Here is a 25039-nt window from a genome sequence, read left to right as displayed (position 1 = left end):
ACTTAGACCTCGCTTTTTGAGAGATTGACAAAATGATAGGCAGGCCATGGTCCGGTCACTTCGAATTTCCAGCCGGCGTGCTGATGCTCACTGTTAGCTGTAGTTACTTCTTCTAAAAAGCCTTCCACCTGGTCTAATGGGAGCAGAAAAGCGGCGTTCCAGCACATTTCTTCATCTTTACCTGTTACATCTTTGTTCCAAGTCTTTTTCACTAAATCCTGATCACAATAAGTATTCAATTTGTCGTGAAAGCTTTTAGAAAAAGAATTTAGTTCTTTTTCAACTTGTTCATCCACCAGCTGGTCCAGCTTTTTACGCTGCAAATACTGTTTCCCCTTAGACATACCTTCAATTTCTTCTTTTTTCTCTTTTATCGTTAAATCATGCTCGGCTACTTTCTCTCTTAAGGAAGGCCGGTCACAATAAATTTTCAAGTTCCATTCTTCTTTGTCTTTAAGATTTTCAAGCAGTTGAACCCAGTCATCTGCGTGAGTACTCACCATGTTTTCCAGACTATTTTCACTTTGATAAATCGTACAAAATTTCATTGGAATAATGGTCGTTCGCTCTCGCAGTTTAATTAATGTCTCATGGTGATGGAAAGCTTTATCTTTCACCCATTCCATATCCTTGGTTTTGTCCTCAAGGACTTTCTCTCCATAATCTTTCTCATCCACATGGCACACTACTGCCGCACAGTTATCAAAATTGATCGTATGAAGAGCATGTTCTCCGTCGATCCCATCCAAGTCAGATAAGGATTGCCTATCTTCTTGAACAGGAACTATGCCGTATAAATAAATTAGCTCGCTCATTATAAATACTCTCCAATCCTACTTCCGTTTCGTCATTTCTTCCCATTGCTCAAGCTCCATTTTCTTAGCTATTTCATACCGTTCGAGCAGTTCCTCTTCCTGAGATTCATACACTTCTTCAGAAATTTCATCCAGCTCATACATCATTTGAAGGTTAACGAGCTTTTTCTGAATATGCTCTAAATCATACAACTCTTTATCCACTTCTTCCTTAACGTGCTCACCGACTTTCACAATTAAATCAATCGGGGAAGTGAATAGTTTATGAATCATGTGGTTTCCTCCACCTTCAGTTTGATATTGATGAAATTATAAGCAGGCCATGGCCCTGTATATTTAAATTCCACCCGGTCTTTCCAGCGTTCATGAAGCTCATTCACTTTTTCGTCAAATGCCTGTTCGTTGTCACGATCAATCAAGTAAGCTCCATTTAACAACATTTTTTCCCCAACCGTATCATTGGATTTCGAGGATTCAGACAACCTTACAAGCGGTGTATGAATATCTTTTTCGATTTCTGCTTTCAAATTGTTAAAGAAATCCTGAGCCATTTCACCGAGTTTAATCCGGTCAAAATATCCAGCGTCTTCTGACTTTCTAGAGACGGTTTCTTTTTGCTTCATTACTTTATTATTCTTGTTAACTTCGTTTTCGAGCCATTCTTTTTTGCCCACCACTTTAAGCCCGATTTCGATTTTGTTTTCAACTTCCGGAAATAGGCGGGCTAGCTGAGGATATAAATTTTCGAGAAGGACTTCTGTGTCTTCCCGGGTTTGGAATACGTTCCCGAAACTAATTGGTACCACAGAGGGCTCACTTTCCATCACCCGGGAAATAACATTTTGGTGAGTCATTAGATGATCTTTTTTCGGAGTGTAAATTTTCACCGGTGCTTCAGTGGCTACCATCGCAGCATCTTTATAATGGATGGTAAAAATAGAACGCTCTTCACCTTCAAACTCAATGGTGCCAAAATTTTTTTCCTCATTTGTTTGAATGCAGCAAAATACATAAATACCTAATTCTTCAGCCATATCTTCTACGCCTCCTACACCTTTTTACATGCCTCTATAATTTTTTTGTGTAGTTCTTCTTCGTGGTCGTCCGTGCATAAATCCAAGGTGAAGTACGTGATATCAAGGCAAAGTTCTTGAAACTCTTTATCCTCTCCATCAATCGGTAGTTGATAACGTTCAGCCACATCCGCAATCATGATAGATGCACGTAAACTTAAAGAAGAATCACGATTTTTGCATAAATCTTTTACTCTATGAACAAAACCTACAATAGCTTTTGCTTTATCCTGATCAATTTTAGTGCGTTCAGTCACGATAGTGGCTTCTGCTTCTTGATCCAGCGATTTCAATGGCAGCGATATCATACGATCCAGGAGGGCATCCTGTGTTTCATATACACCCACGTATTCAGATGGATTACTCGTAAAAATGATGGAAAAATCCGGATGAACTTTTATATGAGAATCCTTCCGCTTCGTACCATACAATGGTAGGATTTTTTCTTCGAGAACGGATAAAAACAGATTGTTAACCTCCGGCTTCGATCTCGTAAATTCATCGTAAACAACCGTGTACCCATTTTTCACAGCTTCATATAAACGGCCAGAAACCCAGCCTTCCGTGACGTTTTCCTCAATTTTCCTCACGGTACGCACATAATTATCATTGACCTTTTTTCGATTGTAGCCCTTGAACGCCCCAATTAATTCAGCGTTTGATAAACTCTTATTACCGCTGATCAGCACAACCGGACGTTTTCTGGACTTAGCGATATGAAGAGCTAATGTCGTTTTTCCGATTCCTGTAGGTCCCGTAAAGTGTACCGGATAACCTAACGATAAATATCGATGCGATCGTTTAATCAAATTCTGAAAGAAGGGATGGGCGTACACGCCTCGGTCTTCTTGAGGTTTAGCTTTTGTTTCCGTTAACTTAGTCATTTCCACCCCTCCATTTCCTAGTGTTCAGCTTCTGTTTTTTCTTCTAAATCACTACGGTAGCGTAAGCTTATTCTGGAAAAACCGGTTACTTCATGGTTATTGTCTAAAAACACTTCATAAAGCCCGATCATTTGATCATTAGCATACTTTTTCATATAATCCTTTTCCTCAATAATTTCTACTAATGCTCTCCAACCATCATCCTGCTTTTTAGCAGATATAATTTTATGAGGGGGAGCAATATTCTGATTAAAGAATTGAGTAACATTGTCTAACAATTTCATATGGAACGACCCGCCTTTCTACTGAATAGAATAGAGAAGGGGTTGGCGCAAAAACCAACCCTCCCCTGTTTTAAATACTGAATTCGCCTCGTTCATTGGATTCTTCAGAGTCTTGAGATTGGGAGCCTACACGTTGCTCTGCAAGACGACCTCCAATACCTTCATCTTCTACTTCATCGCGCAGGAGACCTACAGCCTCTGCATAACGGAGCCAAGTATCTACACTTGCGATAACCACTCTTGCTTCTACTGTAATTAATTCGATACCGACGACAGATACTCGTGCAAATGCATCGATTACAATCCCTTTATCAAGAATACGGTCTACTACCTCTGCAAGACTGGAACTATCTGTTGATTTTTGAATAGCCATTTTCATTCTCCTTTCAATTTTTATCCATGATAAGTTTTGATATCTTCAATTCCCTTCACATCTTTAGGGCTTTTGACGTTTGGAGCGCTTTTGATTTCATTCAGCCCCTTAGCGTCTGTTGGACCCTTAATGTTATTGGAACTTTTCAGCTCATTTACACCTTTTAAATCAGTTGAGCTTTTTACCTGAGGAGCACTTTTCATTTGACTGAGCCCCTTTATATTAGAGGGGCTTTTAAGCTTGGACGAACTCCTAACGTTCGAGATACCTTTAATACTTTCTACACCTTTGGCTCGAGTATTAGAATTTCGGGAGCGCTGACTTTCTTTGATTTTTTCTTGAAGTTCTTCGCCAGATTCTTTCACATAAGCGATCTTTTCACGGAGTTGTAAAAGTTTTTCCTGCAGCTTTTTCTCTGCTTCCTCCGCTCTTTCATGAACCTTCTCGGCGTTTTCCTGTTGCTTCTTTTCGAGATTGGTCCTTAATTCTTCCATTTCTTTTCGCAATTGTTCTTTAAATTGCTGAGCTAAATAGTCACTAGCTTCATCCTGTGCTTCTTCTCTCACTTCTTTAGAAGCTTCTTGGATTTCATCAGTCGCTTCATCCGCAAATTCAGCAGGGTCATCTGTCCTTCTCATCAGCTCGGACACGTTAGGTATTTTTTCACGAAAACTTTCAGCCTTCTCTTTAACACCTCCCCCAATGTCATCAAGGAGGGAGTCGTCGTTAGAAGATGACTTGTGATTACGATCTTCTATACTCACTTCCATCCTCCCTTTTCCCATATTTACATTTGGTCTAACCAATATTGTGCTATTTTTTATTCTTAGTTCCCATGAGAGCTATATTGAAACCTTATTCGAAGGAATATAAGCGAAAAATGGTTATTTTTTCATCAATTATTACAGAGCACTCCAACTTTTCCCCTAGTAATTGCAACGGTTTGAGAGGCTTATTGATTCATATATTACATTTTTTACATTTTAATTATTTAAAGATAGTTTTCAGCGAATCGTCTGTTGATCGCAAGCTTTAACATTTAATAGCTTTTGCTAACAAAAAAGAGCCTTGCGTTAGAATTCGCAAGACTCTTTTTTGTTATTTACTCACATAATTACGCAACTTACCTATGCCTTCGATTTCAATTTCCAGTTCATCTCCGGGAGTAAGCGGTCCAACTCCTGATGGCGTTCCGGTCATGAGCACATCTCCTGGGCGAAGGGTCATTACTTTAGTGACTTCTACAAGAATGTCTTCTACGCTGTGGATTAAGTCACTTGTATTAGAATCCTGCTTTAACTCCCCATTCAGTGTAAGTTTAATTGGGGTTTCACTGGGATCAAGATCGGTCTCAATGACTGGTCCGAGCGGCTTAAAAGTAGCATAGGACTTGGCCCGGGTATACTGGCCATCTTTCTTTTGCAAATAGCGGTCGGATACATCATTGCCACACGTGTAACCAAACACATAAGATAAAGCTTCTTCTCTGGTTAGATCCTTCGCTTCTTTCCCAATTACTACAGCTAATTCAGCTTCGTAATCAATCCGGTGATCTTCTGTTGGCAAGGTAATACCAGCATTATGCCCGATGACGGCTGTCGGTGACAGCATGAACATCATCGGCTCTTCAGGCAGAGGCTTTCCCTGTTCTTCAGCGTGAAGCGCATAATTCAGACCTATAGCAATAAGCTGCCCTGGTTCAGTAGGAGCCAAAACTTCTACCTCGTCCAGCGAATCGACGGCAGATAACTTTTGGACAGGGCCTTCTATGTAATTGCCATCCAGTCGGGTTATTGTCTCGCTTTCGAGCACCCCATAATAAATGGTACCTTCTTTACGATAACGGATATACTTCATTGGAAAACTCCCCTCTCTAGTAGTGACTCTATTATAAATCAAGACACCAGACTAATCCTACCAGAACCTTCCACCTCAGGTCATCCATAATATGGATGACCTGAGGTGGAAATAAATACCTGTATTAAATATCATGAAATTGTTATATCAATCTAGCTGAAATCGTAATACAATGACAGAGTATAACTAAAGGAGGCCTCTACTTTTGAAAAAAGGCTTTATAAATGAAATTTTCTTCATTCGATTTGTCGCTTGTATGTGTGTTGTTCTTATTCATTCTATTACAATGGCCCGAAGCAACTTAGATGTATCAGCTTCTACAACAAGCGTCACCTATTTAATTAATATGAGCATGATGTTTGCCACTCCGGTCTTCGTCATGATTTCGGAGTTTTTGCTATCTTACTCTTATCCTGACCGCCTACCGAAATCATTTTGGAAGAAAAGAATACTATATATTCTGGTACCTTACCTCGTGCTCGCAGCTATTTATTCCATGTATGCCCTTGGCCTCGACGGATTAACATGGTCAGCCTTTAGCGAGTTATTCTTTAAGAAAACACTCCTTGGTGCCTGGCACGGATATTTCGTACTGATTATTTTTCAGTTTTATGCGCTGCACTTTTTATTGAAGAAATCCTTTGACCGCTTTCCGCCGCTATTGGTTATCGGTCTTGCGTTAATAATAAACCTTATGTATCTCGGATTTTTCAACTTTAAAGGTACGATCTCAGGTCTTGAATTTATGTGGGAGTACTATCAGCTTCCATTTCTCGGCTGGTTTTTCTACTTCACTGTTGCTTATTACGCAGGAAAACATCTCGACGAGTTTCTTTATTATCTGAAGAAATATAGATTTTGGGTTATCGGCGGAGCAGTCTTTGCCGGCCTAATTCCTATCTATTTAAGAATTTCCGGAATATTGACGGCTGTCAGCTCAAAAAGGTTTGATATCATTTTCTACACGTTCCTTGTATTTTGTGTTCTCTATCTAATTGCTATGAAATTAAATAAGGTACCGAAGCCTGTCCTTTGGATCAGCAGCTGTTCCTACAGCATTTATCTGCTTCACCCCTTGTTTCAATATAATGCGGTCGGTTGGTTTGAGTCCATGCAGCTACCGTCGAATTTAGTCGTTTATATTTCGGCATTCTTTGCTTTAGGTGTAGCAGGCCCCATCGTTATGAGCTATCTATTCAATCTGGTTCCTTTTGGGAGTTTGGTAACCGGTCGAATTAATATGCCGAACCTCGGCTCCTCTTCTTCTCAAAAACCAGCTATCAACAAAGGGAAAGCATCCTAATAAAAAGGCACCCATGCCGGGGTGCCTTTTTATATTCCATTTTAAAAACGGCTGACGCGGATTTGATCGATCTCACTTGAAAGTGGGTATTTCACACGGAACTTTCGATTAATCGCGTGAATGAGGCCATGCTTCGCCTCTTCACTTCTAATTCCACGTTCTGAAATATCCTCATGCTGGTAATTAACTTCAAAGTCAATATGATGGTTTTTATAATGAATTTGCCCAGATACTACCATAAAATAAATCCTCCTTCTTACTCCAGGGTCTGAATCATCGTTTCTATACCTTCTTGCAGAGTTGATAAAGGCCACGCCGGCATCTCAGGTTCGACCATCGCAATTTCAAAAGATGCTGGTATATGGACAAAGCCTGCAGGAATCGTTTTCTTCGTTTGATGGAGTTCATGCAGCAGCGAATACATCACATTATTACAGAGATAAGTACCTGCCGTGTTAGAAATAGCTGCGGGAATTCCTTTTTCTCTTAGACATGCTACTATATTTTTAATAGGAAGCTTAGAAAAGTAAGCATCGGACCCCTCTTCCTGAATCGGTTCATCCTCAGGGACGTATCCATCATTATCCGGAGCTCCGTCTTTAATATTAATTGCTACCCGTTCGGGTGTAATTCTTTTGCGATGAGCCGCCATTCCTAATGTAATGACTGCATCAGGATTTATGTGGTGATAATGAGTGATCAGCTCTTCAGCTGAACGATTAAAATCTACGGGCAGGACAACCCCATGGATGGTATAGTTTCCGATCGTCCGTCCATCCAGATATTCTACGATTGATTCGGTCGGGTTAAACGCAAAATTTAAAAAAGGTTCAAAACCTGTTAATAATAATTTTTTCATGTGTAGACCGCCTTTCTTAATTATAAGAGGAGCCACAAGAGAATAATAGAATACAGTATGGATCCGCTCCCTGCTGCTAAGAAGATCGAAATCTCCTGAGATTCTCTCATCTACGCGCCCCTGAGCTCACGAACGTGGAACGATCAATTGAGAAAGTCTCTTACTTCCGAAAAAAATTTGAGGAAATCCCGTTTGGCCAATATAAAAGCTGGCTCCAATAATAAGAAGAGTGAGCCCCCAATAGAAGAATTCATTGATCACTTCTGCTTCCTCAAGACCCATTCCCCAATGAATCAAAATCCATGCAGGAAATGAGAATAACAATGTAATTATGTAAATCTTCAACTGGCTGACCCTTTCACGGAAATTGTACAAAAGGACACCAGAGTACTTATTACGACGGGACTCAGAGGTTACATACCTCCATTGATAAGCTACGTGGAAACTACATACATTGTCGGAGCGTGTGACCTTTTTAAAAAGGACGAATCTATCATTCTTCTGAATGATTATTATGGTAGAATAGAATAAGGTTTTTCACCATAAGAGGTAAAGGGGAAGGTATTTATGTCCAGTCAATATAATTTAGCCTCTTCCGAATTTCATTCACTAAAAACGGTGTCCCGTAAAATGTTTGAAATCATCAGCAGGCAGTTAAATGTAAATACAGCATATGTTACAAAGCGCGGCAAGACAGCGATGACGGTTCTTAGCTCGTTTAATAGAGAAGATGATATTATTCCAGAAGGCTATAGCGTGGAGTATGGCGGCACTTACTGCCGTCTTATTATTTCTGAAGATGAGGACTTCATTTACACGGATAATTTATCGGAGGATGAATTAACGAGAGAACTTGAAGTCACGTCTCAGTTGGAAGTGAAGGGATTTCTTGGTGTCACGTTAAAAAACACGAATGGTCACGTTTTTGGTACCTTATGTGTGATGGATAAAGAGGAAAAGAACTTCAGTAATGAAGATGTCGAATATTTAAGATCAATGGCCGAGATTCTTTCTCATCTTATTGACTTGGATGAAACGAAATATAACATGGGGCTTTTAAACGTTCCCATTATTCCGATCACGAGCGGTGTTTCTATTCTGACACTGCAGGGCATTATTGATGGTTACAGAGCAGATAAGATTATGGAAACGGTACTTCAGTACGGGGTTGATAATGACATCGACTCTTTCGTTATCGACTTGTCCGGACTCGTAATCATCGATAACACCTTTCCAAGTGTGCTGATTGAACTGGTACGATCTTTAAAACTGATGGGGATGGAAACCATCATGACAGGCATTACGCCGGAAATTGCAAAACATGAAGTCAACAACACTCAGCTTCTTCATCTAAATACTAAAACGGTGCCGAATCTGGAGTCCGCGCTTGAGTATATTGGATTTAGATTGATTGAAAAGCAGGAAACGTAAACGCAGTTTAAACTAATTCATAAGAAAGAGCAGCCTCCATCATCGGGAAGCTGCTCTTTTTGTACATGTATGAAAAAAGGGTGCTTTAAGCTGCTATTTTCTTTTGTCTATTCCCATATGATTACCCAGCAACAAGAGCGACTGATTAATCTTCCAAATATAGTATAAGTGATGAACAAGATCGCCTTGATTGTCTTGATGACCGGGGGCGAATCGTTCAATTTTTTCCCGTTCTTCCTGTAAATCATGCAATGTCCCTGTCCATTCATCTGTTTCAATCATCTTCGTTAACACTTGAATGTTATGCGTAAATTTCTCTTCCACTGTTAGGAAAACGCTGCTCACTTCTTTTGGATAGTGGAAATTCTTCTGGTAGGAAGAGGCGACTAAATGCTTGGCATAATAGTTAATAGCCGTAAAGATGGTAATCCAGCGTGGAAGTCCAGAATATTTCCGGACACCAGGCCCCTGAAGAACAGGTCTCGATTCATCTTCAATGGTTTGAATTTTACCATCCAGTTCGAAGGCAATATCCGCCATGTCTTTAACACCTGTCGGCTGCTTTAGACTTTGAATATATCGTTGGACATAAGAATCCAGTTCATTTAAGTAATCTTTGAAAGCTTCCGATACCTTGTCCATGGTTTTGGTGGGATAAATGAAAGCGGAAACTCCAAGAGCGATAGCGCCTCCTGCAATAGTATCTATAACGCGGGCCCCTAACAGTTCCATACTAATCCCGCCGAGGATCAAGTCATACATAAAGGCAATCAGCATGGTGATAAAAAGACTCATAATGGTGTAGGAAACCGTTAATAAGTAAAAAGCTAAAAAAATCACGGAAAATAGAAGTATCACTTCAAGTGTCGGGTTTCCAGACACAAGAGTAGCAAGGATAAAACCAATTATGGCACCAATCAGCGTTCCTACCGAGCGCTCTAATCCTTTCAAATAAGTCCGGCCTACCGTCTCTGTACCCAATTGAACAATAAATGTAGTCAGCAGTACCCAATATGGCTGAATAGGAGAGATGAGGTAACCTACTATAATGGCAATTGTCCCGGCAATGAGTGATTGAATGGCTTTTTTTGTGGTGGGCTTCAGCCCCTTCTCCTCTTCCTTCTCTTTCTCATCTTCCTCATCTTCTTCCGCTTCATCCTCTGCTTCTGCGTGTGGAAAGTCGATCGTTTGCAGAGAATACTGGATGCGGAGTGCCCCTTCAGTAACATGACTTGCAATGGCCTCTATGCGGCGAAGTAAGTAAATCCACCCTTCCGGACGCGAAGGATGCTTGTTAAATAAATCGTTTATGAATGACTGCAACGACCTAATGACATCTTCCGCTTCCACGAGGTTTTTCTCCTTATAGTCCTGATCAAGAACTTCAGCTGCCTGCAATGTGGATATAACCTGTACAAGCAACTTGCGCAGTTCAGCCATCTCGAGTGCGTCATCTTTTTTCAACTTTTGTAAACTGTCAGCCAGCGTCATAACAAACATAGCCGTATCGAACACATAGAGCTTAAGCTGCTTTGCTGTGAGACCGGGCCAGATGCCTTTAATATCCTGAGCACTTAGGTCAGTCGAAACATTATTCGCGTATTCCCTCAACTTCCGAACGTTGTACTCAAGTTTTCTTCTTCGTGATTCACTCGTTTCAGGATCTTGAATAATTTCGATCAATAGTTGAAATGTAAGGTTTGCCTGGCGGTGAAAAGAACGCATACTTCGCTTGAGAAGCTGAACGGAGTCCTTGAAAATGACAAAATTATAAAGGAATGCATAGATGATTCCAATGGAGATCGCCAAATAAAATAAGGGAAATTGAGCGGGTGATAGTTTTAAAAAAGAAGAAAAATAGACTGTAAAAAAGCCTATCATACCAAGAGAAAAGTATCGGCTGCCGTACCTTGAGAAGTAAAAGCCACTAAATATAATAACAATCATTAATGCGGAAACGAGGATAGCGTTCCACGCTAATAAAGAGCCTAACGTCACGCCGCATCCAGCGGCCAGCGCAAGCAGCAGGGTAGTCAATTGCTTCTTTTCTTTCGTATCATCCATTACGACCATGATTCCCATGAGTCCGGCAATTCCTGAGATGATAGAGGGCAAAAGCGGCTCAAGACCCAGTAGATTTAAAATAAGAGTAGTTGTAAAAACGGAGGAAATTAAACTAATGGTCGCTTTACCAGCCTGATTCAAACGTTTCCGTCCAGGATCAGAGGCTAGTAACCGGCGGAGCCAATAGGATCTATATAGGAATTGCTTCACTGCAGCATCCACCTTTTCATGTTCATTGCTTATATTTTACTCCTTCTATGGTAAGGGGTTTTAGATTTTAGAACAACTGTTATGCCCTGACTGAAAAGCAAAAAACCACCTGCAGATCCGCAAGCAGATGGATAAATGGAAATTTATGCAAGACCTGAGGTGGAATAATATGGATGATTTGAGGTGGGAATTACTGGATTTAATAGTTATTTTCCTTTCAGCTGGTTCATCACATCTGTAATTTCATTAAAGTAGGCGGAGGCTTGCTCGTACTGCTCCGTAACAAGGTTCACAAACAGGATATCAATCATGTGCAGCTGAGCTAGCCGGGAAGAAGTCGCACCACTCCTGAATGGCGCTGGTATTTCCCGGGAAGCGGAAATAAACAAAGAGATGTCAGCTGAATTCGTCACCGGTGACTGGCCATATCTTGTCAGGCTGATCGTTTTTGCACCTTTTTCCTTCGCGATCTCCATAACTTTAGCTGTTTCATACGTTTCCCCGGAAAATGAAATCCCAAAGACCACGTCCTGCTCATCTACGTTAGCAATATTCATTACTGCATTATGAAGATCTGTAAAAGCAGATGTACTTTTGTTCATCCTCAAGAATTTCTGCTGAGCATCTTGCGCCACAATGCCAGACGCCCCCACACCAAAGAAGTGGATTCTCCGGGCGTTCTTAAGCACCTCAACTGCCCGTGCCAGCGTTTCATAATCGACCAGCTCAGTCGTTTCATTGATTGCCTGCATGCTGTTACTTGTTACTTTTTCAACAATAGAGTCCGGCTGCTCACCCGGCTGAATATCCCGGTATTTCGATCCGGGCTTTTTCTGTAGATCGCCGGATATACGCAGTTTAAGTTCCTGTAATCCTTTTAACCCAAGAGATTTGCATAATCTCATGACGGCCGCGCTGCTGGTAGAACTTAATTCTCCCAGTTGACTGGCCGTACAATGGATCGCCTCATGAGGCTGATCAAGTATAAACTGTGCGATTTTACGCTCAGATGGGGGAAGCTTATCCTTCATTTCGTTCAATATCACGAGCCCGCCGGTTAAAGAGTTCTTCATCCATATCACCACGCTTATCCTTTAATAGCTCCTTCAGTCATGCCTTTCACAATCCTGCGCTGGAAAATTGCATAGAGAATAATAACAGGAACAATGGCAATGACAAGACTTGCAAACAGCGTTCCCCATGCATTGGTATATTGTGTCTCATTACTAATGTAATCAATTGCGAGTGCCAGCGTATAGTTCTCCTCGGATTGTAAAAAAATCAACGCCATAAAGTATTCATTCCAAAATTGTATCATGTTCATTATGGTTACGGTAATGATCCCTGTTGTCGAAAGCGGCGTGATAATTTTCCATAAAATGCCGTAGGGACTCATCCCATCAATCGATGCCGCTTCTTCCAAGGATTTAGGGATCGTTGCCATAAAGCTGGTCAGCACGAAAATACTGAAAGGAAGCTGACTGACGGCATAAACGATAGCGAGTCCAAAGATATTATCAAGCAGATTCAGCTGCATCAATAAGAAAAACAACGGGATCCACCCGAGCACCATCGGAATCATCATCGCTGAAATGTACAACGTAAATAGCAACCGGTTGCCGCGAAACCTCATCCTCTCCAAAGCATAAGAAGTCGGAATGGCCATAGCGAGCGTTAATAACGCCCCAAGACCGGTAACAATTAAACTATTAAACACACTAATATCGATATTATAATTGGTCCATGCGTCCACGAAGTTACTGAAATTAAATGATTCAGGCATACCCCAGGGATTGGAGTAAATTTCAGCATTGGATTTAAATGCGCCGAGAATCATCCACACGATTGGGTATAAAACAGCGAGCGACCAGATAATAAGTGGAATGCGCACAAAAGATCGTGAGAAAAATCCGCCTTTACGTTTCACTTTCTCCCCTCCTGCCGGTTAATATTCTACTTTCTCTCTTCTCATAAAGAACTGCATAATCAGCACGGTAATTAGCGATAAAACCAGGATCATGACACCAATCGTCGCTCCGTAGCCGAAGTTATATTTTACAAAAGCCTGTTCATAAAGGTACGACCCCATTACGTGTGTGGAGTTATTCGGACCGCCCTTTGTCATAACCTGAACGATAATAAACGACCCATTCAATGTGGTAATAATAATGTATAGAATGGATATTTTTATCTGCGGCCAAATCAACGGCAGCGTTACTTTCCAAAACTGCTGCCATTCCGTGGCTCCATCAATTTCCGCTGCTTCATAGTAGCTTTTCGAGATATTTGAAATTCCGCCCATCAGCATAAGCATGAATAATCCAATCCCTGCCCAGACGGAAGGCAGGACAAGACTTGGCAGCGCCCAGTCTTCACTTCCAAGCCATGGACGCGTCCAGCTTTCAAGGCCGATAAATTCCAGACCTGAGTTAACAAGTCCAAGACTCGGGTTGTAGATGAACATCCACAGAATACCGATAACCACGACCGACATAATATTCGGGAAGAAAAAGACGATGCGGTAAAAGGGGGCTTCTTTTATTTTCATCTGGGTTAACGCGACCGCAAAGAAAGTAGCCAGAATCATGATGCCGATCACTTTCGTAACCACAAGAAAATAGTCATGAAGTATAGTTAAGGGGATAATATCATCGTTTAAAAGCCGTTTATAATTATCAAAACCGACAAACTCTGCGAGAGACGATGCACCCGACCACTCAAAAAAGGAGTAATACAACCCGTTGAACAATGGATAGAGAGTAAACACCGAAAACATTAAGAACGTAGGTACGAGACAAAAAGCAAGAAATAGATTACGCTGCTTTTTCGACTGAACCATCTCTTTCACCTCTTTTCAGGATAGGTAGTAAAAATGGAATGTGGAATTGGCTTGAGCCTCCACATTCCATCCCTTTTATGTCTTATTCCAAATTGCTGCGATACTCACTGGCTGCCTTTTCAGCTTCTTCTACAAACTCTTCCGCTGTAATATTACCAAGCATCAGGGAAACGAGTGAGTTACTGATTGGAGTTTCTAAATTTGAACTCATCGGATGTGGTTTCTGATAAATTTGAACCTGATCCGGATCGTTGATCATCTTATTCGCTTCAATTAAGAATTGTGGAACCTCTTCACTGGACGCTAAGTCCACACCTTGAAGGTTCATAATCGCACCGGTGTGCTCAGAGAATAATTTCGCATATTCCTTCGTAAACACAAATTCTACAAATGCTTTGGCTGCTTCCGGATTCTCCGCTTTCTCAGCTATGGCAAGCGGTCTTAGGTCCGGTACAATCGCATATGGTTCTCCTTCATCCTGCATAGGAGACGGAATAAAACCATACTGGAAGTCTTCCGGTGTATCTTTTTCCATTTCATTCGGAAGCCAGAAGCCAACTGGAATGAACGCGTTATCGTGCATTAGAAAGTTCATTTGCGACTGCGTATGGTTCAGAGCCCCAAATCCAGGATCAATGTAGCCCTCTTTCTGCATCTGTTCTACTTTTTTCATTACATTAAGTACCGGTTCACTGGTCCAGGCACCCTTTTCTCCTTTAATAACTTGATTAAGAAGTTCGTCACCGCCTGCAGCACCGAATGCTGGATACAGCATACCGCGCAAGAAGTAATAAGGATACTGACCCGTGGTTACAAATGGAGCAATGTCCTCTTCTTGTTTAATCTGTCCCATGGTGTCCATGAAACCTGAGAAGTCTTTCGGTACATCCCAGCCTTTTTCTTCAAACCAGGCACTGTCATACCATGTGCCCCAAGTATCAAAAACGAGCGGCAGACTATACACATCGCCATCATATTTAGCCGGGTCTACAATAAAGCTTTCACTTAACGGCGTACCGTCTTCAAGTTCGATGCCGTTCATCCATTCCGTCAAATTCATTAGCTGGTCATCTTCCACCATTTGAGTTTCACTGGATCCTGCACCATCAATATAAACAACATCTGGCGGATCATCCGATACCCAGCGCGAGCGCATCTCTTCATTGATATTTGGACCCGCATGTTCCGTTATGGTTACATCAGGGTATTTCTCTTCAAAATCACCGATAACTTCCTTCCACCAGGAATCTCCATACCCTCCGACGAAATACTGAATTTCAAGCTCCCCGGAAATTTCTCCGTCTCCGCCAGATTCTGAACTTCCTTCCGAATCAGACCCTTCACTTTCACTGCTTGTGTCCTCCGATCCTGCTCCCGGAGCGCACGCTGCTAAAACTAAAACCAAAAATGCCACCAACATGAACCAGGCCGATTGTTTTCGCCAAATGGTCAATGCAAGCTCCCCCTTTTATTTGGTAAATTTATTTGAAACCCACTGTGTGGTGTTCAAATCATTCATCCTGTGCTTTCAGCGCCTGCCGAAGATGACCTTCATTCTTATCCAGCAGGTTCAGCGCTTTCTCATAAGAAACTCCTGCCTGCAGCATGACAATAGCCGGCTTCACTTGAAAATCTGCTTCGACTAAGGCCTGGTCAGCTACTTCATAGGATGTCTGCGTGCACTCCACAATGATCCGTTTGGCCCGCTCACGGAGCTTATGATTACTTGCATGAACGTCCACCATTAAATTCTCATATACCTTCCCGAGGTGAACCATCGTTGTGGTGCTGATCATGTTCAATATCATCTTGTGGGCTGTTGCTGCTTTCAACCGAGTAGAGCCTGTCAGAACTTCAGGTCCCACCACTACTTCAATAGAAGTTTCAGCAAAAGCACTAATTTCCGATAAGGGATTGCAAGAGAGCGATATCGTATAAGCACCTTTCTCCCTTGCGTATTTCAAAGCCCCGATAGGATATGGGGTACGGCCGCTTGCTGTAATTCCTACCACCACATCCAGATCAGTGAGCTGTTTCTCTTTAAGATCCATTTTTCCCTGCTGCTCATTGTCCTCCGAATTTTCCCTGGCACGGGATAGCGCACTACCTCCCCCTGCCATAACGGCCTGAACTCTTTCCGGCGGAACCATAAACGTAGGCGGACATTCAGACGCATCAAGGATTCCAAGTCTCCCACTCGTTCCCGCCCCTACGTAAAACAATCGCCCACCTTTTTTTAAAGCCGCAGTAATATGTTTGATCGCTACCTCCACTTGCGGAAGTACGGTTTGCACAGCTTCTGCAACCTGCTGGTCTTCTTTATTCATAACGGTGAGGATTTCACCTGTCGACATTTGATCCATATGTTTAGACCGCAGATTCCGCTGCTCTGTAGTTAATAAAGCTAAAGAATCTTCCATATTCCTTACCACCTTTCTTTACTTTGCGATTAAACAGGCCCCGAATTCCGGCGGTCCGAAGGCTTTACAATAAGTTCCCAGCCTCCGCTTATGTAATTGTTCAATGAAATGCTGCTTTACCACCGATGAATGTTGAAAAATAGATCCCGCTACCGTAACCGGTGTTTCTGATGTAAACGATGAAGATTTCCGATATAAGCTTGCTGCATGAAGGATCAGTTCCTCCGCTGCCTCTTGCAATAGAGCAATCGCAACTTCATCTCCCTGCTCAGAAGCAGCAATTACATGCCTGGCTAATCTCGCAATCTCGTACTTTTCATGTGGACGGCCGTATAAATACGATATTAGCTGCGCCGGTTGTTCTAAATTAAGCTCGCTTAAAAGTAACGATGTGATCGCGGTATCCGGGCCACGGCCATCCGCGCTTTTCGACACTTTTGATAGCGCTTTCAAAGATATGTAATAACCGCTGCCTTCGTCGCCAATCAGATGTCCCCATCCACCGCAGCGGATGATCTTTCCGCGTTCATCCATGGCAATTGCATTGGATCCGGTACCTGAGATGACTAGCATGCCGCTCGCAGCTTCTTCAGGGAGGGCCCCTTTTAAGGCAATCAGACTATCCGACGTTACAAACAAATTTAAATTTTCAGAAAAATTAAGAGAGTAAAATTTTTTCCTCAGTAATTTCGTCATATTTTCTTCATCGTCTTGGCGTCCAACACCAGCCAGTCCGCATCCCACTCCAACAATCTGTTGCGGCGCGATCGCAAATTTCTCAAGCCCCTGGCTGATTAAATTTACCAGTCTCGCACCTGCTTCCTCAAAACCAATAATATGAGGATTCGTGCCTTCTCCTATCATTCGTTTCGGCTGGTCCGGGAGCTTTTTTTGACCGGTTTCCATAAACAGACAGGTTGTTTTCGTCCCTCCGCCGTCAATCCCAATGACATAATTCATGGCCATCCCCCAAACTATTTTATGAATTAAGTATAACGTCCATGAATTTTTATGTCAATTAAACTATTTAAATTTCGACATAAAATTTTAGTAGTAATGAATAATTTAAAGAATGATATTTGGGATTTTATGGATGACCTGAGGTGGAATAATTTGGAGGAGTGGAAAGACTTTGCTATGTACTCTTAAATCATATATCTTGACTTCAAACTATTAACTACGTTACGTTTAATCGTGCAGATAAAAATCAAAAGGAGGAATGCCAAATGTCAACACTAACACTAGACCAAGCACACAGTGCTATCGACTTCCAAATTAAACACATGATGGTTTCTAAGGCTAAAGGAGAATTTACTGATTTTAATATAGAGGTGCATGGTGACTTTACAGATCTTGAATCTGCTAAAATCACAGCAACCATTCCTGTACAATCAATTGATACTGGAAATGAAGATCGTGATAATCACCTTCGCGCAGGTGACTTCTTTGCAGCAGAAACGTACCCGAATATGGTTTTTGAAAGTAAATCCATCCAAAAAGTAGATGATGATGAATACAAAATTACCGGAGACTTTACGATTAAAGGGGTAACTAACGAAGAAACATTTAACGTAGAGTATAACGGAACTTCCAAGAGTCCTTTAGACGGCAGTACAGTAGCTGGCTTCGACGTAACCGGAAAAGTCAACCGCGAAGCGTATGGCATGACATATAACGCTGCCATGGAAACCGGTGGCCTTATGCTAGGTAAAGATGTAAAATTCGAAGGAAACCTTGAATTTATCGTATCTGAATAATACAGGCAGAAAATCCAATCCTCATGCACGAGAGGGTTGGATTTTTTATTTATCTCTTCTGCCATAATGCCCCAGCTATCTTTCCCCCTCTCTTTCGTGGTAAGATAATAGTAACGATAAGGAGGTTGATTTATGCCCTTTTCTACTGTAACGGTTAAAGAAAACAAGCAGGAATCCCAGTTGCAAGTCCAGCGTATGGCGATCTTCAACCAATGTAAAATTATTGAAGCCGTCAATGATCAAGATCAAACGTACTATCTTTTCTTTCATAAAGATCAGTATTTGAATTATGCTTCCGCGAAGAAATTGACCAAGCGTTCTTATGTGAATAAAGCATTCCAGAAAGGGATTGTATTCACACCTCCTCACCCGCTGATTGATTTCGTCCTCTCCTCCCAGCCTCAGTTCAGCAAGCGAAGTTTTAACGGATTATTTAAAAAACTCCAGAAATACTATAGTTTGCAGGAAACGGCTTTGATAGCCACCTACTTCGAATCCTTTATTAACAAAGAAAAATTATCAAACTTTATCGAAACTCTTTTTTACAAAGAACGCCGTGACGGAAAATTACTGTCATGTTATCGAATTCTTTACATCCTTAAAGACTTCTCCCCACATCATCGTTTAGCGGACGCATTTTCAGGAGATCTTGATTTCAACCGATATGATGAGCGTTACAAAAACAATGATGAAACCATTCTATCCTCCGATCCAATTTATATGGAGAAAAAACTTTATTCTTCTAAGCACCATGATCAGTCATTTCAGAAATTATCAAATATGTATGATAAACAAGGCCGAATAAATGACTTGCTCGCGATCTCGATTCAGCAAGCTGTCCACACACAGGATCCAAAAGATTATGCAGTCCTGCATACACTTATAGACAGCAGATTCGAGGACTTAGACCGTCTCCACCTGCTTGAAGATTTGTATAAACGTGGACTGAGTATTGAGACGTTGCAGCAGGATTTACTGCATGCTTATATTGAAAATGAAAAATTCAAGGACATTCTAAAATTGATCCACCAAAGCGGACTCACTTTAACTCCTCATCAGTCTGGTCAATTAGTGAAGATGGTTAAAGGAAATGAGGACGCAGCTGAGGAGCTGACCCCGGAGGAATTACAGATGCTCCTCGGGCATTTGCTGGAGAGCGGAGACCCGGAGGCAGCTGAGATTCTTACCCGCGCGATTAGTTCCTTGCTGGATGAACATGAGATTTCGTATATCAAAAAATGGGGCGAACCGCTCAAGCACTACCCCAAGGCAGAACCCATTATAAAAAAAGTTGACCTGATGAACGAACTAATAGAGGATCCTAACCAGCAATTGAAGTTAGGCGAACTTTATCATGAATTCCGCCAGCCTGAGAAAGCCATTGAGTGTATGAGTTTTGATATGGAACTTCGTGAAGAAGACCATCGACCGGTCCAGTGGCTTGCTAAACTGTACCATGAAGTTGGCATGAAAGAAGAGCATCACGCCTACAAACAGTTGTACATTGATATGGTGAAACGCCAAGCATAAGGATTCAAGAAGCACAACACGAGACTGGCAGCGTGTTGTGCTTCTTCTATTTGCTGACGCATTTATGATTAGCCCCGGACTCCCATATGTTCCCATCTGCCCTACCCGCTATTTAAACCCAGCCTTGCCTATAATTTTCACATTCCCTTTTTAAGAAAAATACTATTAAAACACGTATGGTTGTTCAATGGTGCATTGGTAAATAAAGAGTGTTAGCCTTTAATATAAGGGAATACATACCAAAACAAGATAGGATGTGTACATAATTGAAAGTAAAAGTTAAACATTTGATTTGTCTCTCAGGACTTGGGCTCCTGCTAAGTTTTCTGCTCCCTGTCAATGTTTCGGCCGCAGTGTTCGGCCCAGACTCCTGGGAACAATACCGGTTAAACAAAACAAATAACCCTGTCCACGGAGGATCCGTAGATAAAACCATGCGAAAAAAATATCCCACCGACAACCAGCTCCGGTCTACTCCAGTAGTGGTTAATGACATCCTCTACATCGGAAACCACAATACCGGAAGCCTGCAAGCCTTTAATGTAAAAAGTGGTGAGCGTCTATGGAAGTCTTCTGCCCCTAACTGGGTACATTCAGAAATGATATACAAAGACGATGTTCTTTTTGTAGGCTACGGGAACCGTTATTATCAGGAGAATGGTAACCGCGGGACCGAAGAAAGCGGTGTGCTGGCTGTAGATGCTGAAACAGGGGAAACCGTATGGAAGTTTGATACGAATGGTGAAGTCATGCCTACACCCGCCATCCATGGAGATAATGTCTATATTACGGCAGGTGATGAACAGCTATATGGCGTGAACCGGGAATCAGGGGAACTGGACTGGCAGTTTGATCTAGGAAGTATAGTCAGTATGTCCTCTCCCGTCATCGAAGAGGATACTCTTTATGTAGGTGGAGGCGGAAGTGCAGACCAGTTTCATTTTAACGCCATCAATCTCGTCAATCAGGAACGGGTATGGGAGACCGAGTTCGACCAGGTAGCCGCTGGACTGGATGATGTCCCTCCTGTCGTGAGTGAAACTTCGATCTATACTACCGCCCTCGTAAAAGCAGAGGGAGACAATATGTATGAGCACATGTTATATGAAATGGACAAAGAAACTGGTGAAATCACTCATAGAGAATCTCTGGGAACAGGAGAGCATGTAAAAAATAATAAATCTGGCGCTCCTGTAATTCAGGATGGAACTATTTTTGTAGGCAGCCCGATTACTCAAAAATTCTATGCCTTTGATACGGAAGCTAAAGAGATGAAGTGGGAGTATGAAGGCGGCGTCAATAAAGCCCCTCCTGTTGCCTATAACGAATATGTTTATTTTGGTAACGCAGCTGGGGACGTCTTTACCTTTGAAGCCGAATCCGGCGAATTGGTTAATCAGATGAAACTTGGTGGGACGCTTGCCCCGGCCGGCGCGATTATTATAAACGAACATTATATATCTGGAAGCCAAGACGGAAATGTTTACATTCAGCCGCTTGAAGATATTCAAACTCTAAGTGAATCCGAACTTTACACTGGAGAAAAGTCAGAGGAATTTACCGAAGTATCAACCGATCAGGCAAACGCTGGCGACTCCACATCTTCATCAGATGGCTCTGAAGAATCCAGCAGCTCTAACACCACCCTGATCCTCATCCTTGTCGTATTAACACTAGTCATCTTCTTAGGTATCTATTGGTATCGTAAAAAATCGAAATAAAAGAAATCTCCACCCAAAAATATCTTTAAAAAGCCGCTCTTACGATAAGAGCGGCTTTTTGCTTCCTGTTATTGAGCTTTTCGTTGATCTTCCGAATGTCTAATATTAGCCTTTAAGCGGCGAATATCCACTTTCGTTAAAATAGAAACAATAAAAGCAATGACGAACAAACCAGCAAAATAAATCAAGCTGCTTTCATAACTGCCCACTGTATCCCGCATGAATGCGGCAAAAGATGGACCTACTAAGCCGGCCGCTGCCCAGGCTGTTAAGATATAACCGTGAATAGCTCCAAGTTCCTTCGTTCCGAACAAGTCACCGATGAAGGCAGGGATGGTTGAGAATCCTCCTCCATAACACGTATAAATAATCCCGAAGAAAATAACAAACAGCGTGACCGATGTCGTCATAGGCAACACGATGAACAGCACGATTTGAAGAGCAAAGAAAATTAAGTAGGTCGTGGAACGTCCAATATAATCGGATGCTGTGGCCCATGCAATTCGCCCGCCCCCATTAAAAAGTCCCATAATACCTACCAGAGAAGCGGCAGCTGCAGAGGTCATTCCTACACTGTTTTCCGCAAGCGGTTTTGCAGCTGATATTACAGCGATTCCACAGGTGACGTTGATAAATAGCATGATCCATAGATAATAGAAACGCTTTTTCTTCAAGGCTTCCTTGGCTCCGATGAATGCAAGATCCATCTTATCTACATCCTCTTCCTTGGAGTCATCATACCCCTCCGGCGTCCATCCTTCTGGCGGACGTGACATGTAGAGAGAAGATAGAATCATAATAACAAAATAGGAAACTCCTAAAATATAAAATGTCATAGCAATTCCTACTGAACCGATTAACCAGTTCATGACAGGACTGGCAACTGCGGCCGCAAAACCAAAGCCCATAATAGCCATGCCGGTTGCAAGTCCGCGTCGGTCAGGGAACCATTTAACCAATGTTGAGACAGGTGCTATATAACCTACACCAAGCCCAATGCCTCCAAGTACTCCATAAAATAAATATAAAGCCCACAATGATCCGAGATTAACAGCAAATCCTGAGCCGAATACTCCAATTCCAAAAAATATGGCAGCCGTAATACCAGCTACGCGCGGGCCATACTTTTCCACAAACCAGCCAAGAAAAGCAGCAGATAATCCTAAGAATAAAATAGCTAAACTAAATGTAAATTGTACTTGCGACGAACTCCACCCAAATTCCTCTATTAAAGGATTGGTAAAGTTACTCCACGCATACACGGAGCCAATGGAAATATGTATCCCTACCGCACATAAAGCAATCAGCCATCGATTCTTCACCTTCTGTTTTGCCATAATTGTCCTCCATTCGAGATAAGTATGAATCTCTTACCTCTTTCCTTTCTTATGAATTTTAAAACATACTTTGGCATATAAGGATATAATTTACATTTATTAGAACTAGTAAATAAGCTGGAGAGTCAGATACTCGTTTTTTAGAGATATTAATATAAAGAAGAGGGTATTTCCTGGGCATGGACCACCCTTTTCTTTTTACACTTTACATAATGAATCAATAAAAGCTCATTCCTAAGTAAATGAGGAAGGTTAGGAAAATTAGTCCAGTAAGAAATATGGCTCTCTGAACCTTTGTCCACTTCTTCATCCAGCCCCAGCGTTTTCGATCTACATCAAACCAAAAGAAATCTAAGACCACTGCTAATACGATAACGAATAAAGCAACAATTATCTCCACAGGTACGCCCCCCTCTATTCTGAAAAAGACTTATCTTCTATTATCAATTTTACGAATACGAAACAAATTGGTTTCAAAACTATAAAACCTTATATGGGGAAATCTATATTTCTGCTTCCTCAGCTATAAGCAAAGCTTAAAACTAGGACATGTCTATTTTGAATAACATGATATATAGTGACAATAACGAAGGAGCGTGGCTATGCAAATTCATGTGGTGGAGCAAGGAGAATCGTTATGGAGAATTTCACAAAAGTACGGATCTGATATGAACCAAATTGTTCTTCTCAACCAGCTTAACAACCCCGATACTCTCGTCATTGGACAGAGTCTTGTGATTCCTGACCCGGTTCGTGAATATGTAGTGCAGCCAGGGGATAGTGTATATGCCATTGCTCAGCGCATCGGCGTATCAATCGAAGAGCTAGCCAAAGTGAATAATATTACGAACCCTGCACAGATTTATGCCGGTGAGATGCTGATCCTTCCATACTTCTCCCATGAGGTGAAACCGGGTGAAAATCTATGGAGCATTGCTTCTCGTTACGGCACTACTGTTAATCAACTGGCGCAGGTGAATTCGATCGCAAACCCTGCTCTCATTTATCCTGGGCAGACATTAAGAGTCCCTGCACTGCCTCGCCCTTTAATCGAAGTAAATGCGTACACGACAAAGCTCAACGCGTCCGGCAGCCAGGAAGTTCGCGCGCTTGGCCGAAACTTTACTTACCTATCGCTTTTTATGTATGCCATTCAGGAAGATGGAAGTATAACGGAACGAGATGAACAGCCTGTATTGGATGCTGCTGCTTCGACTGGAGCACTCCCGCTTCTCGTCCTCACTAATTTCTCGAATGGATCCTTTGATTCCGATCTGGCCGCAACCCTTCTTAGAAGCGCACAACTTCAGGACGCACTAATCACCAATTTATTGGAGGTGATGGGTCAAAAAGGGTACAGAGGGGTGAATGTTGATTTTGAATACGTGTATCAAACGGATCGGGATAATTACAATGATTTCTTGCGCCGTTTGACTGAGAGGTTGCGCCCTCAAGGTTTTCTCGTCTCCACTGCCCTTGCCCCTAAAATCAGCGCTGACCAAAAGGGACTTCTCTACGAAGCTCATGATTATGAAACTCAGGCCAACATTGTAGATTTCATTGTTCTTATGACCTATGAGTGGGGATGGGCCGGAGGAAGACCGTGGGCGATTGCACCGATTAACAAAGTGAGAGAAGTGCTTGATTACGCCGTAACAGTTATTCCTAGAGATAAAATACTCATGGGGATGCCACTCTATGGGCGCGACTGGAAGATTCCCTGGGTGGAAGGAACGCTCGCCCGAACCGTAAATCCGGTGGAAGCCGTGCAGCTCGCCGCAAACTACGGAGTAGCTATTCAGTATAATGAAGAATACCAATCTCCCTTCTTCCGCTACACCGATAACAACGGCCAGGAACACGAAGTATGGTTTGAGGATGCACGAAGTGTTCAAGCGAAATATGATACTAGTGAACTACCCTCCACTTACCACCCTTACGGGTCGCTTGAAGTGGGGGCTTCTTGGGTAATCACCACTTTTGTTAGCTGACGAAATAGACCAAGCTAACCCTCTTGTTCCAAGAGTTTATATTCATTAGAGCAGTGCTAATAGCCGAACTCCTTCTTTTTTGATGTTGAGAGCCGAATTGTAATCTCTATCGAGATTCACCCCGCACGAACAAGTGTATGTCCGAATATTCATAGGCATCGGCTTTGTATTTCCACAATGCGAACAAGTTTGTGTAGATGGGTACCATTTATCAATCTTGATCAAATGCTTTCCTTGTTCGTTCAGTTTGTACTTTAAGAAAGATTTGAACATTCCCCATCCATTATCAGC

27 protein-coding genes are annotated in these 25039 nt (G+C 42.0%); 6 read left to right on the top strand and 21 right to left on the bottom strand.

Annotated elements, in window-relative coordinates; all coding sequences use genetic code 11:
- Positions 1 to 2: 2 nt before the first annotated feature.
- The 8 genes from BMZ06_RS04590 to BMZ06_RS04555 all read right to left on the bottom strand — a co-directional run bounded on the left by BMZ06_RS04590 (position 3) and on the right by BMZ06_RS04555 (position 5286).
- Positions 3 to 815: a GvpL/GvpF family gas vesicle protein gene (locus BMZ06_RS04590; RefSeq protein ID WP_089750591.1), complete on the bottom strand. Its 813-nt coding sequence runs from the start codon at positions 813 to 815 to the stop codon at positions 3 to 5.
- 18 nt (positions 816 to 833) lie between these two features.
- Entirely contained in the window at positions 834 to 1088 is a 255-nt protein-coding gene (locus BMZ06_RS04585; RefSeq protein ID WP_089750589.1) for a gas vesicle protein GvpG, read from the bottom strand.
- Positions 1085 to 1849, bottom strand: a complete 765-nt coding sequence (locus BMZ06_RS04580; protein WP_089750587.1) for a GvpL/GvpF family gas vesicle protein — start codon at positions 1847 to 1849, stop codon at positions 1085 to 1087. Before BMZ06_RS04580 ends, BMZ06_RS04585 begins: the two co-directional genes overlap by 4 nt.
- Before the next feature lie 14 nt (positions 1850 to 1863).
- Positions 1864 to 2772: a gas vesicle protein GvpN gene (gene gvpN, locus BMZ06_RS04575; protein ID WP_089750585.1), complete on the bottom strand. Its 909-nt coding sequence runs from the start codon at positions 2770 to 2772 to the stop codon at positions 1864 to 1866.
- Between the two features lie 17 nt (positions 2773 to 2789).
- Positions 2790 to 3056 (bottom strand): gas vesicle protein GvpO, encoded by a 267-nt coding sequence (gene gvpO, locus BMZ06_RS04570; RefSeq protein WP_089750583.1) that lies wholly within the window; start codon positions 3054 to 3056, stop codon positions 2790 to 2792.
- 70 nt (positions 3057 to 3126) lie between these two features.
- Positions 3127 to 3429 carry a gas vesicle structural protein GvpA gene (gene gvpA / locus BMZ06_RS04565; RefSeq protein WP_089750581.1) on the bottom strand — a complete coding sequence of 101 codons (303 nt, stop codon included), beginning with the start codon at positions 3427 to 3429 and terminating at the stop codon, positions 3127 to 3129.
- A gap of 20 nt (positions 3430 to 3449) precedes the next feature.
- On the bottom strand, positions 3450 to 4193 hold the full coding sequence (gene gvpQ / locus BMZ06_RS04560) for a gas vesicle protein GvpQ (protein ID WP_089750578.1): 744 nt from the start codon (positions 4191 to 4193) through the stop codon (positions 3450 to 3452).
- Positions 4194 to 4527: 334 nt separating this feature from the next.
- Positions 4528 to 5286, bottom strand: coding sequence for a fumarylacetoacetate hydrolase family protein (locus BMZ06_RS04555; RefSeq protein ID WP_089750576.1), 759 nt, complete (start codon positions 5284 to 5286; stop codon positions 4528 to 4530).
- Positions 5287 to 5491: 205 nt separating this feature from the next.
- Between BMZ06_RS04555 and BMZ06_RS04550 the strand changes: the two genes are divergently transcribed.
- Positions 5492 to 6589, top strand: a complete 1098-nt coding sequence (locus tag BMZ06_RS04550) for an acyltransferase family protein (RefSeq protein WP_089750574.1) — start codon at positions 5492 to 5494, stop codon at positions 6587 to 6589.
- Positions 6590 to 6630: 41 nt separating this feature from the next.
- Here the strand turns inward: BMZ06_RS04550 and BMZ06_RS04545 are convergent, their stop codons facing one another.
- The 3 genes from BMZ06_RS04545 to BMZ06_RS04535 form a co-directional block, all read right to left on the bottom strand.
- Positions 6631 to 6828 (bottom strand): hypothetical protein, encoded by a 198-nt coding sequence (locus BMZ06_RS04545; RefSeq protein ID WP_089750572.1) that lies wholly within the window; start codon positions 6826 to 6828, stop codon positions 6631 to 6633.
- 17 nt (positions 6829 to 6845) lie between these two features.
- Complete coding sequence (locus tag BMZ06_RS04540) at positions 6846 to 7448, bottom strand: pyroglutamyl-peptidase I (RefSeq protein WP_089750570.1); 603 nt, start codon at positions 7446 to 7448, stop codon at positions 6846 to 6848.
- Positions 7449 to 7574: 126 nt separating this feature from the next.
- Positions 7575 to 7793, bottom strand: a complete 219-nt coding sequence (locus BMZ06_RS04535; RefSeq protein WP_089750568.1) for a DUF3899 domain-containing protein — start codon at positions 7791 to 7793, stop codon at positions 7575 to 7577.
- Positions 7794 to 8015: 222 nt separating this feature from the next.
- Between BMZ06_RS04535 and BMZ06_RS04530 the strand changes: the two genes are divergently transcribed.
- The gene (locus BMZ06_RS04530; protein WP_089750566.1) at positions 8016 to 8879 is read left to right on the top strand and encodes an STAS domain-containing protein; all 864 of its coding nucleotides are present in this window, start codon (positions 8016 to 8018) and stop codon (positions 8877 to 8879) included.
- 93 nt (positions 8880 to 8972) lie between these two features.
- Here the strand turns inward: BMZ06_RS04530 and BMZ06_RS04525 are convergent, their stop codons facing one another.
- The 7 genes from BMZ06_RS04525 to BMZ06_RS04495 form a co-directional block, all read right to left on the bottom strand.
- Positions 8973 to 11153 (bottom strand): FUSC family protein, encoded by a 2181-nt coding sequence (locus tag BMZ06_RS04525; RefSeq protein WP_089750564.1) that lies wholly within the window; start codon positions 11151 to 11153, stop codon positions 8973 to 8975.
- 206 nt (positions 11154 to 11359) lie between these two features.
- Positions 11360 to 12226, bottom strand: coding sequence for a MurR/RpiR family transcriptional regulator (locus tag BMZ06_RS04520; protein WP_089750560.1), 867 nt, complete (start codon positions 12224 to 12226; stop codon positions 11360 to 11362).
- A gap of 14 nt (positions 12227 to 12240) precedes the next feature.
- A complete protein-coding gene (locus BMZ06_RS04515) occupies positions 12241 to 13080 on the bottom strand; it encodes a carbohydrate ABC transporter permease (protein WP_089750558.1) in 840 nt (279 codons plus the stop codon).
- An 18-nt stretch (positions 13081 to 13098) separates the two neighbouring features.
- A complete protein-coding gene (locus tag BMZ06_RS04510) occupies positions 13099 to 13992 on the bottom strand; it encodes a carbohydrate ABC transporter permease (RefSeq protein WP_089750556.1) in 894 nt (297 codons plus the stop codon).
- An 82-nt stretch (positions 13993 to 14074) separates the two neighbouring features.
- A complete protein-coding gene (locus BMZ06_RS04505; protein WP_245755955.1) occupies positions 14075 to 15445 on the bottom strand; it encodes an extracellular solute-binding protein in 1371 nt (456 codons plus the stop codon).
- A gap of 58 nt (positions 15446 to 15503) precedes the next feature.
- Positions 15504 to 16412 carry an N-acetylmuramic acid 6-phosphate etherase gene (gene murQ / locus BMZ06_RS04500; RefSeq protein WP_089750554.1) on the bottom strand — a complete coding sequence of 303 codons (909 nt, stop codon included), beginning with the start codon at positions 16410 to 16412 and terminating at the stop codon, positions 15504 to 15506.
- Between the two features lie 18 nt (positions 16413 to 16430).
- Complete coding sequence (locus BMZ06_RS04495) at positions 16431 to 17372, bottom strand: N-acetylglucosamine kinase (RefSeq protein WP_089750553.1); 942 nt, start codon at positions 17370 to 17372, stop codon at positions 16431 to 16433.
- Positions 17373 to 17638: 266 nt separating this feature from the next.
- Between BMZ06_RS04495 and BMZ06_RS04490 the strand changes: the two genes are divergently transcribed.
- From BMZ06_RS04490 to BMZ06_RS04480, 3 genes are all read left to right on the top strand, one after another.
- Entirely contained in the window at positions 17639 to 18169 is a 531-nt protein-coding gene (locus BMZ06_RS04490; RefSeq protein ID WP_089750551.1) for a YceI family protein, read from the top strand.
- Positions 18170 to 18301: 132 nt separating this feature from the next.
- On the top strand, positions 18302 to 19699 hold the full coding sequence (locus BMZ06_RS04485) for a hypothetical protein (RefSeq protein ID WP_089750549.1): 1398 nt from the start codon (positions 18302 to 18304) through the stop codon (positions 19697 to 19699).
- Between the two features lie 266 nt (positions 19700 to 19965).
- Positions 19966 to 21420 carry an outer membrane protein assembly factor BamB family protein gene (locus BMZ06_RS04480; protein ID WP_089750547.1) on the top strand — a complete coding sequence of 485 codons (1455 nt, stop codon included), beginning with the start codon at positions 19966 to 19968 and terminating at the stop codon, positions 21418 to 21420.
- Between the two features lie 68 nt (positions 21421 to 21488).
- Here the strand turns inward: BMZ06_RS04480 and BMZ06_RS04475 are convergent, their stop codons facing one another.
- Positions 21489 to 22757, bottom strand: coding sequence for an L-lactate MFS transporter (locus BMZ06_RS04475; RefSeq protein WP_342708465.1), 1269 nt, complete (start codon positions 22755 to 22757; stop codon positions 21489 to 21491).
- A 217-nt stretch (positions 22758 to 22974) separates the two neighbouring features.
- On the bottom strand, positions 22975 to 23157 hold the full coding sequence (locus BMZ06_RS04470) for a hypothetical protein (RefSeq protein WP_089750545.1): 183 nt from the start codon (positions 23155 to 23157) through the stop codon (positions 22975 to 22977).
- Positions 23158 to 23359: 202 nt separating this feature from the next.
- On the opposite strand from BMZ06_RS04470, the gene BMZ06_RS04465 reads away from it, so the two are divergent.
- Entirely contained in the window at positions 23360 to 24748 is a 1389-nt protein-coding gene (locus BMZ06_RS04465; RefSeq protein WP_245755954.1) for a glycoside hydrolase family 18 protein, read from the top strand.
- 45 nt (positions 24749 to 24793) lie between these two features.
- On the opposite strand, the gene BMZ06_RS04460 is transcribed toward BMZ06_RS04465, so the two are convergent.
- Positions 24794 to 25039, bottom strand: a 246-nt coding sequence (locus tag BMZ06_RS04460) for a zinc ribbon domain-containing protein (protein WP_139205799.1), incomplete at its 5' end; no start/stop codon positions are given.

Source organism: Halobacillus alkaliphilus, from assembly GCF_900113125.1.
Taxonomy (GTDB): Bacteria; Bacillota; Bacilli; order Bacillales; family Halobacillaceae; genus Halobacillus; species Halobacillus alkaliphilus.
The sequence above is the reverse complement of the archived record's forward strand: the minus strand, read 5'-3'. Positions and strand labels throughout refer to the sequence as shown.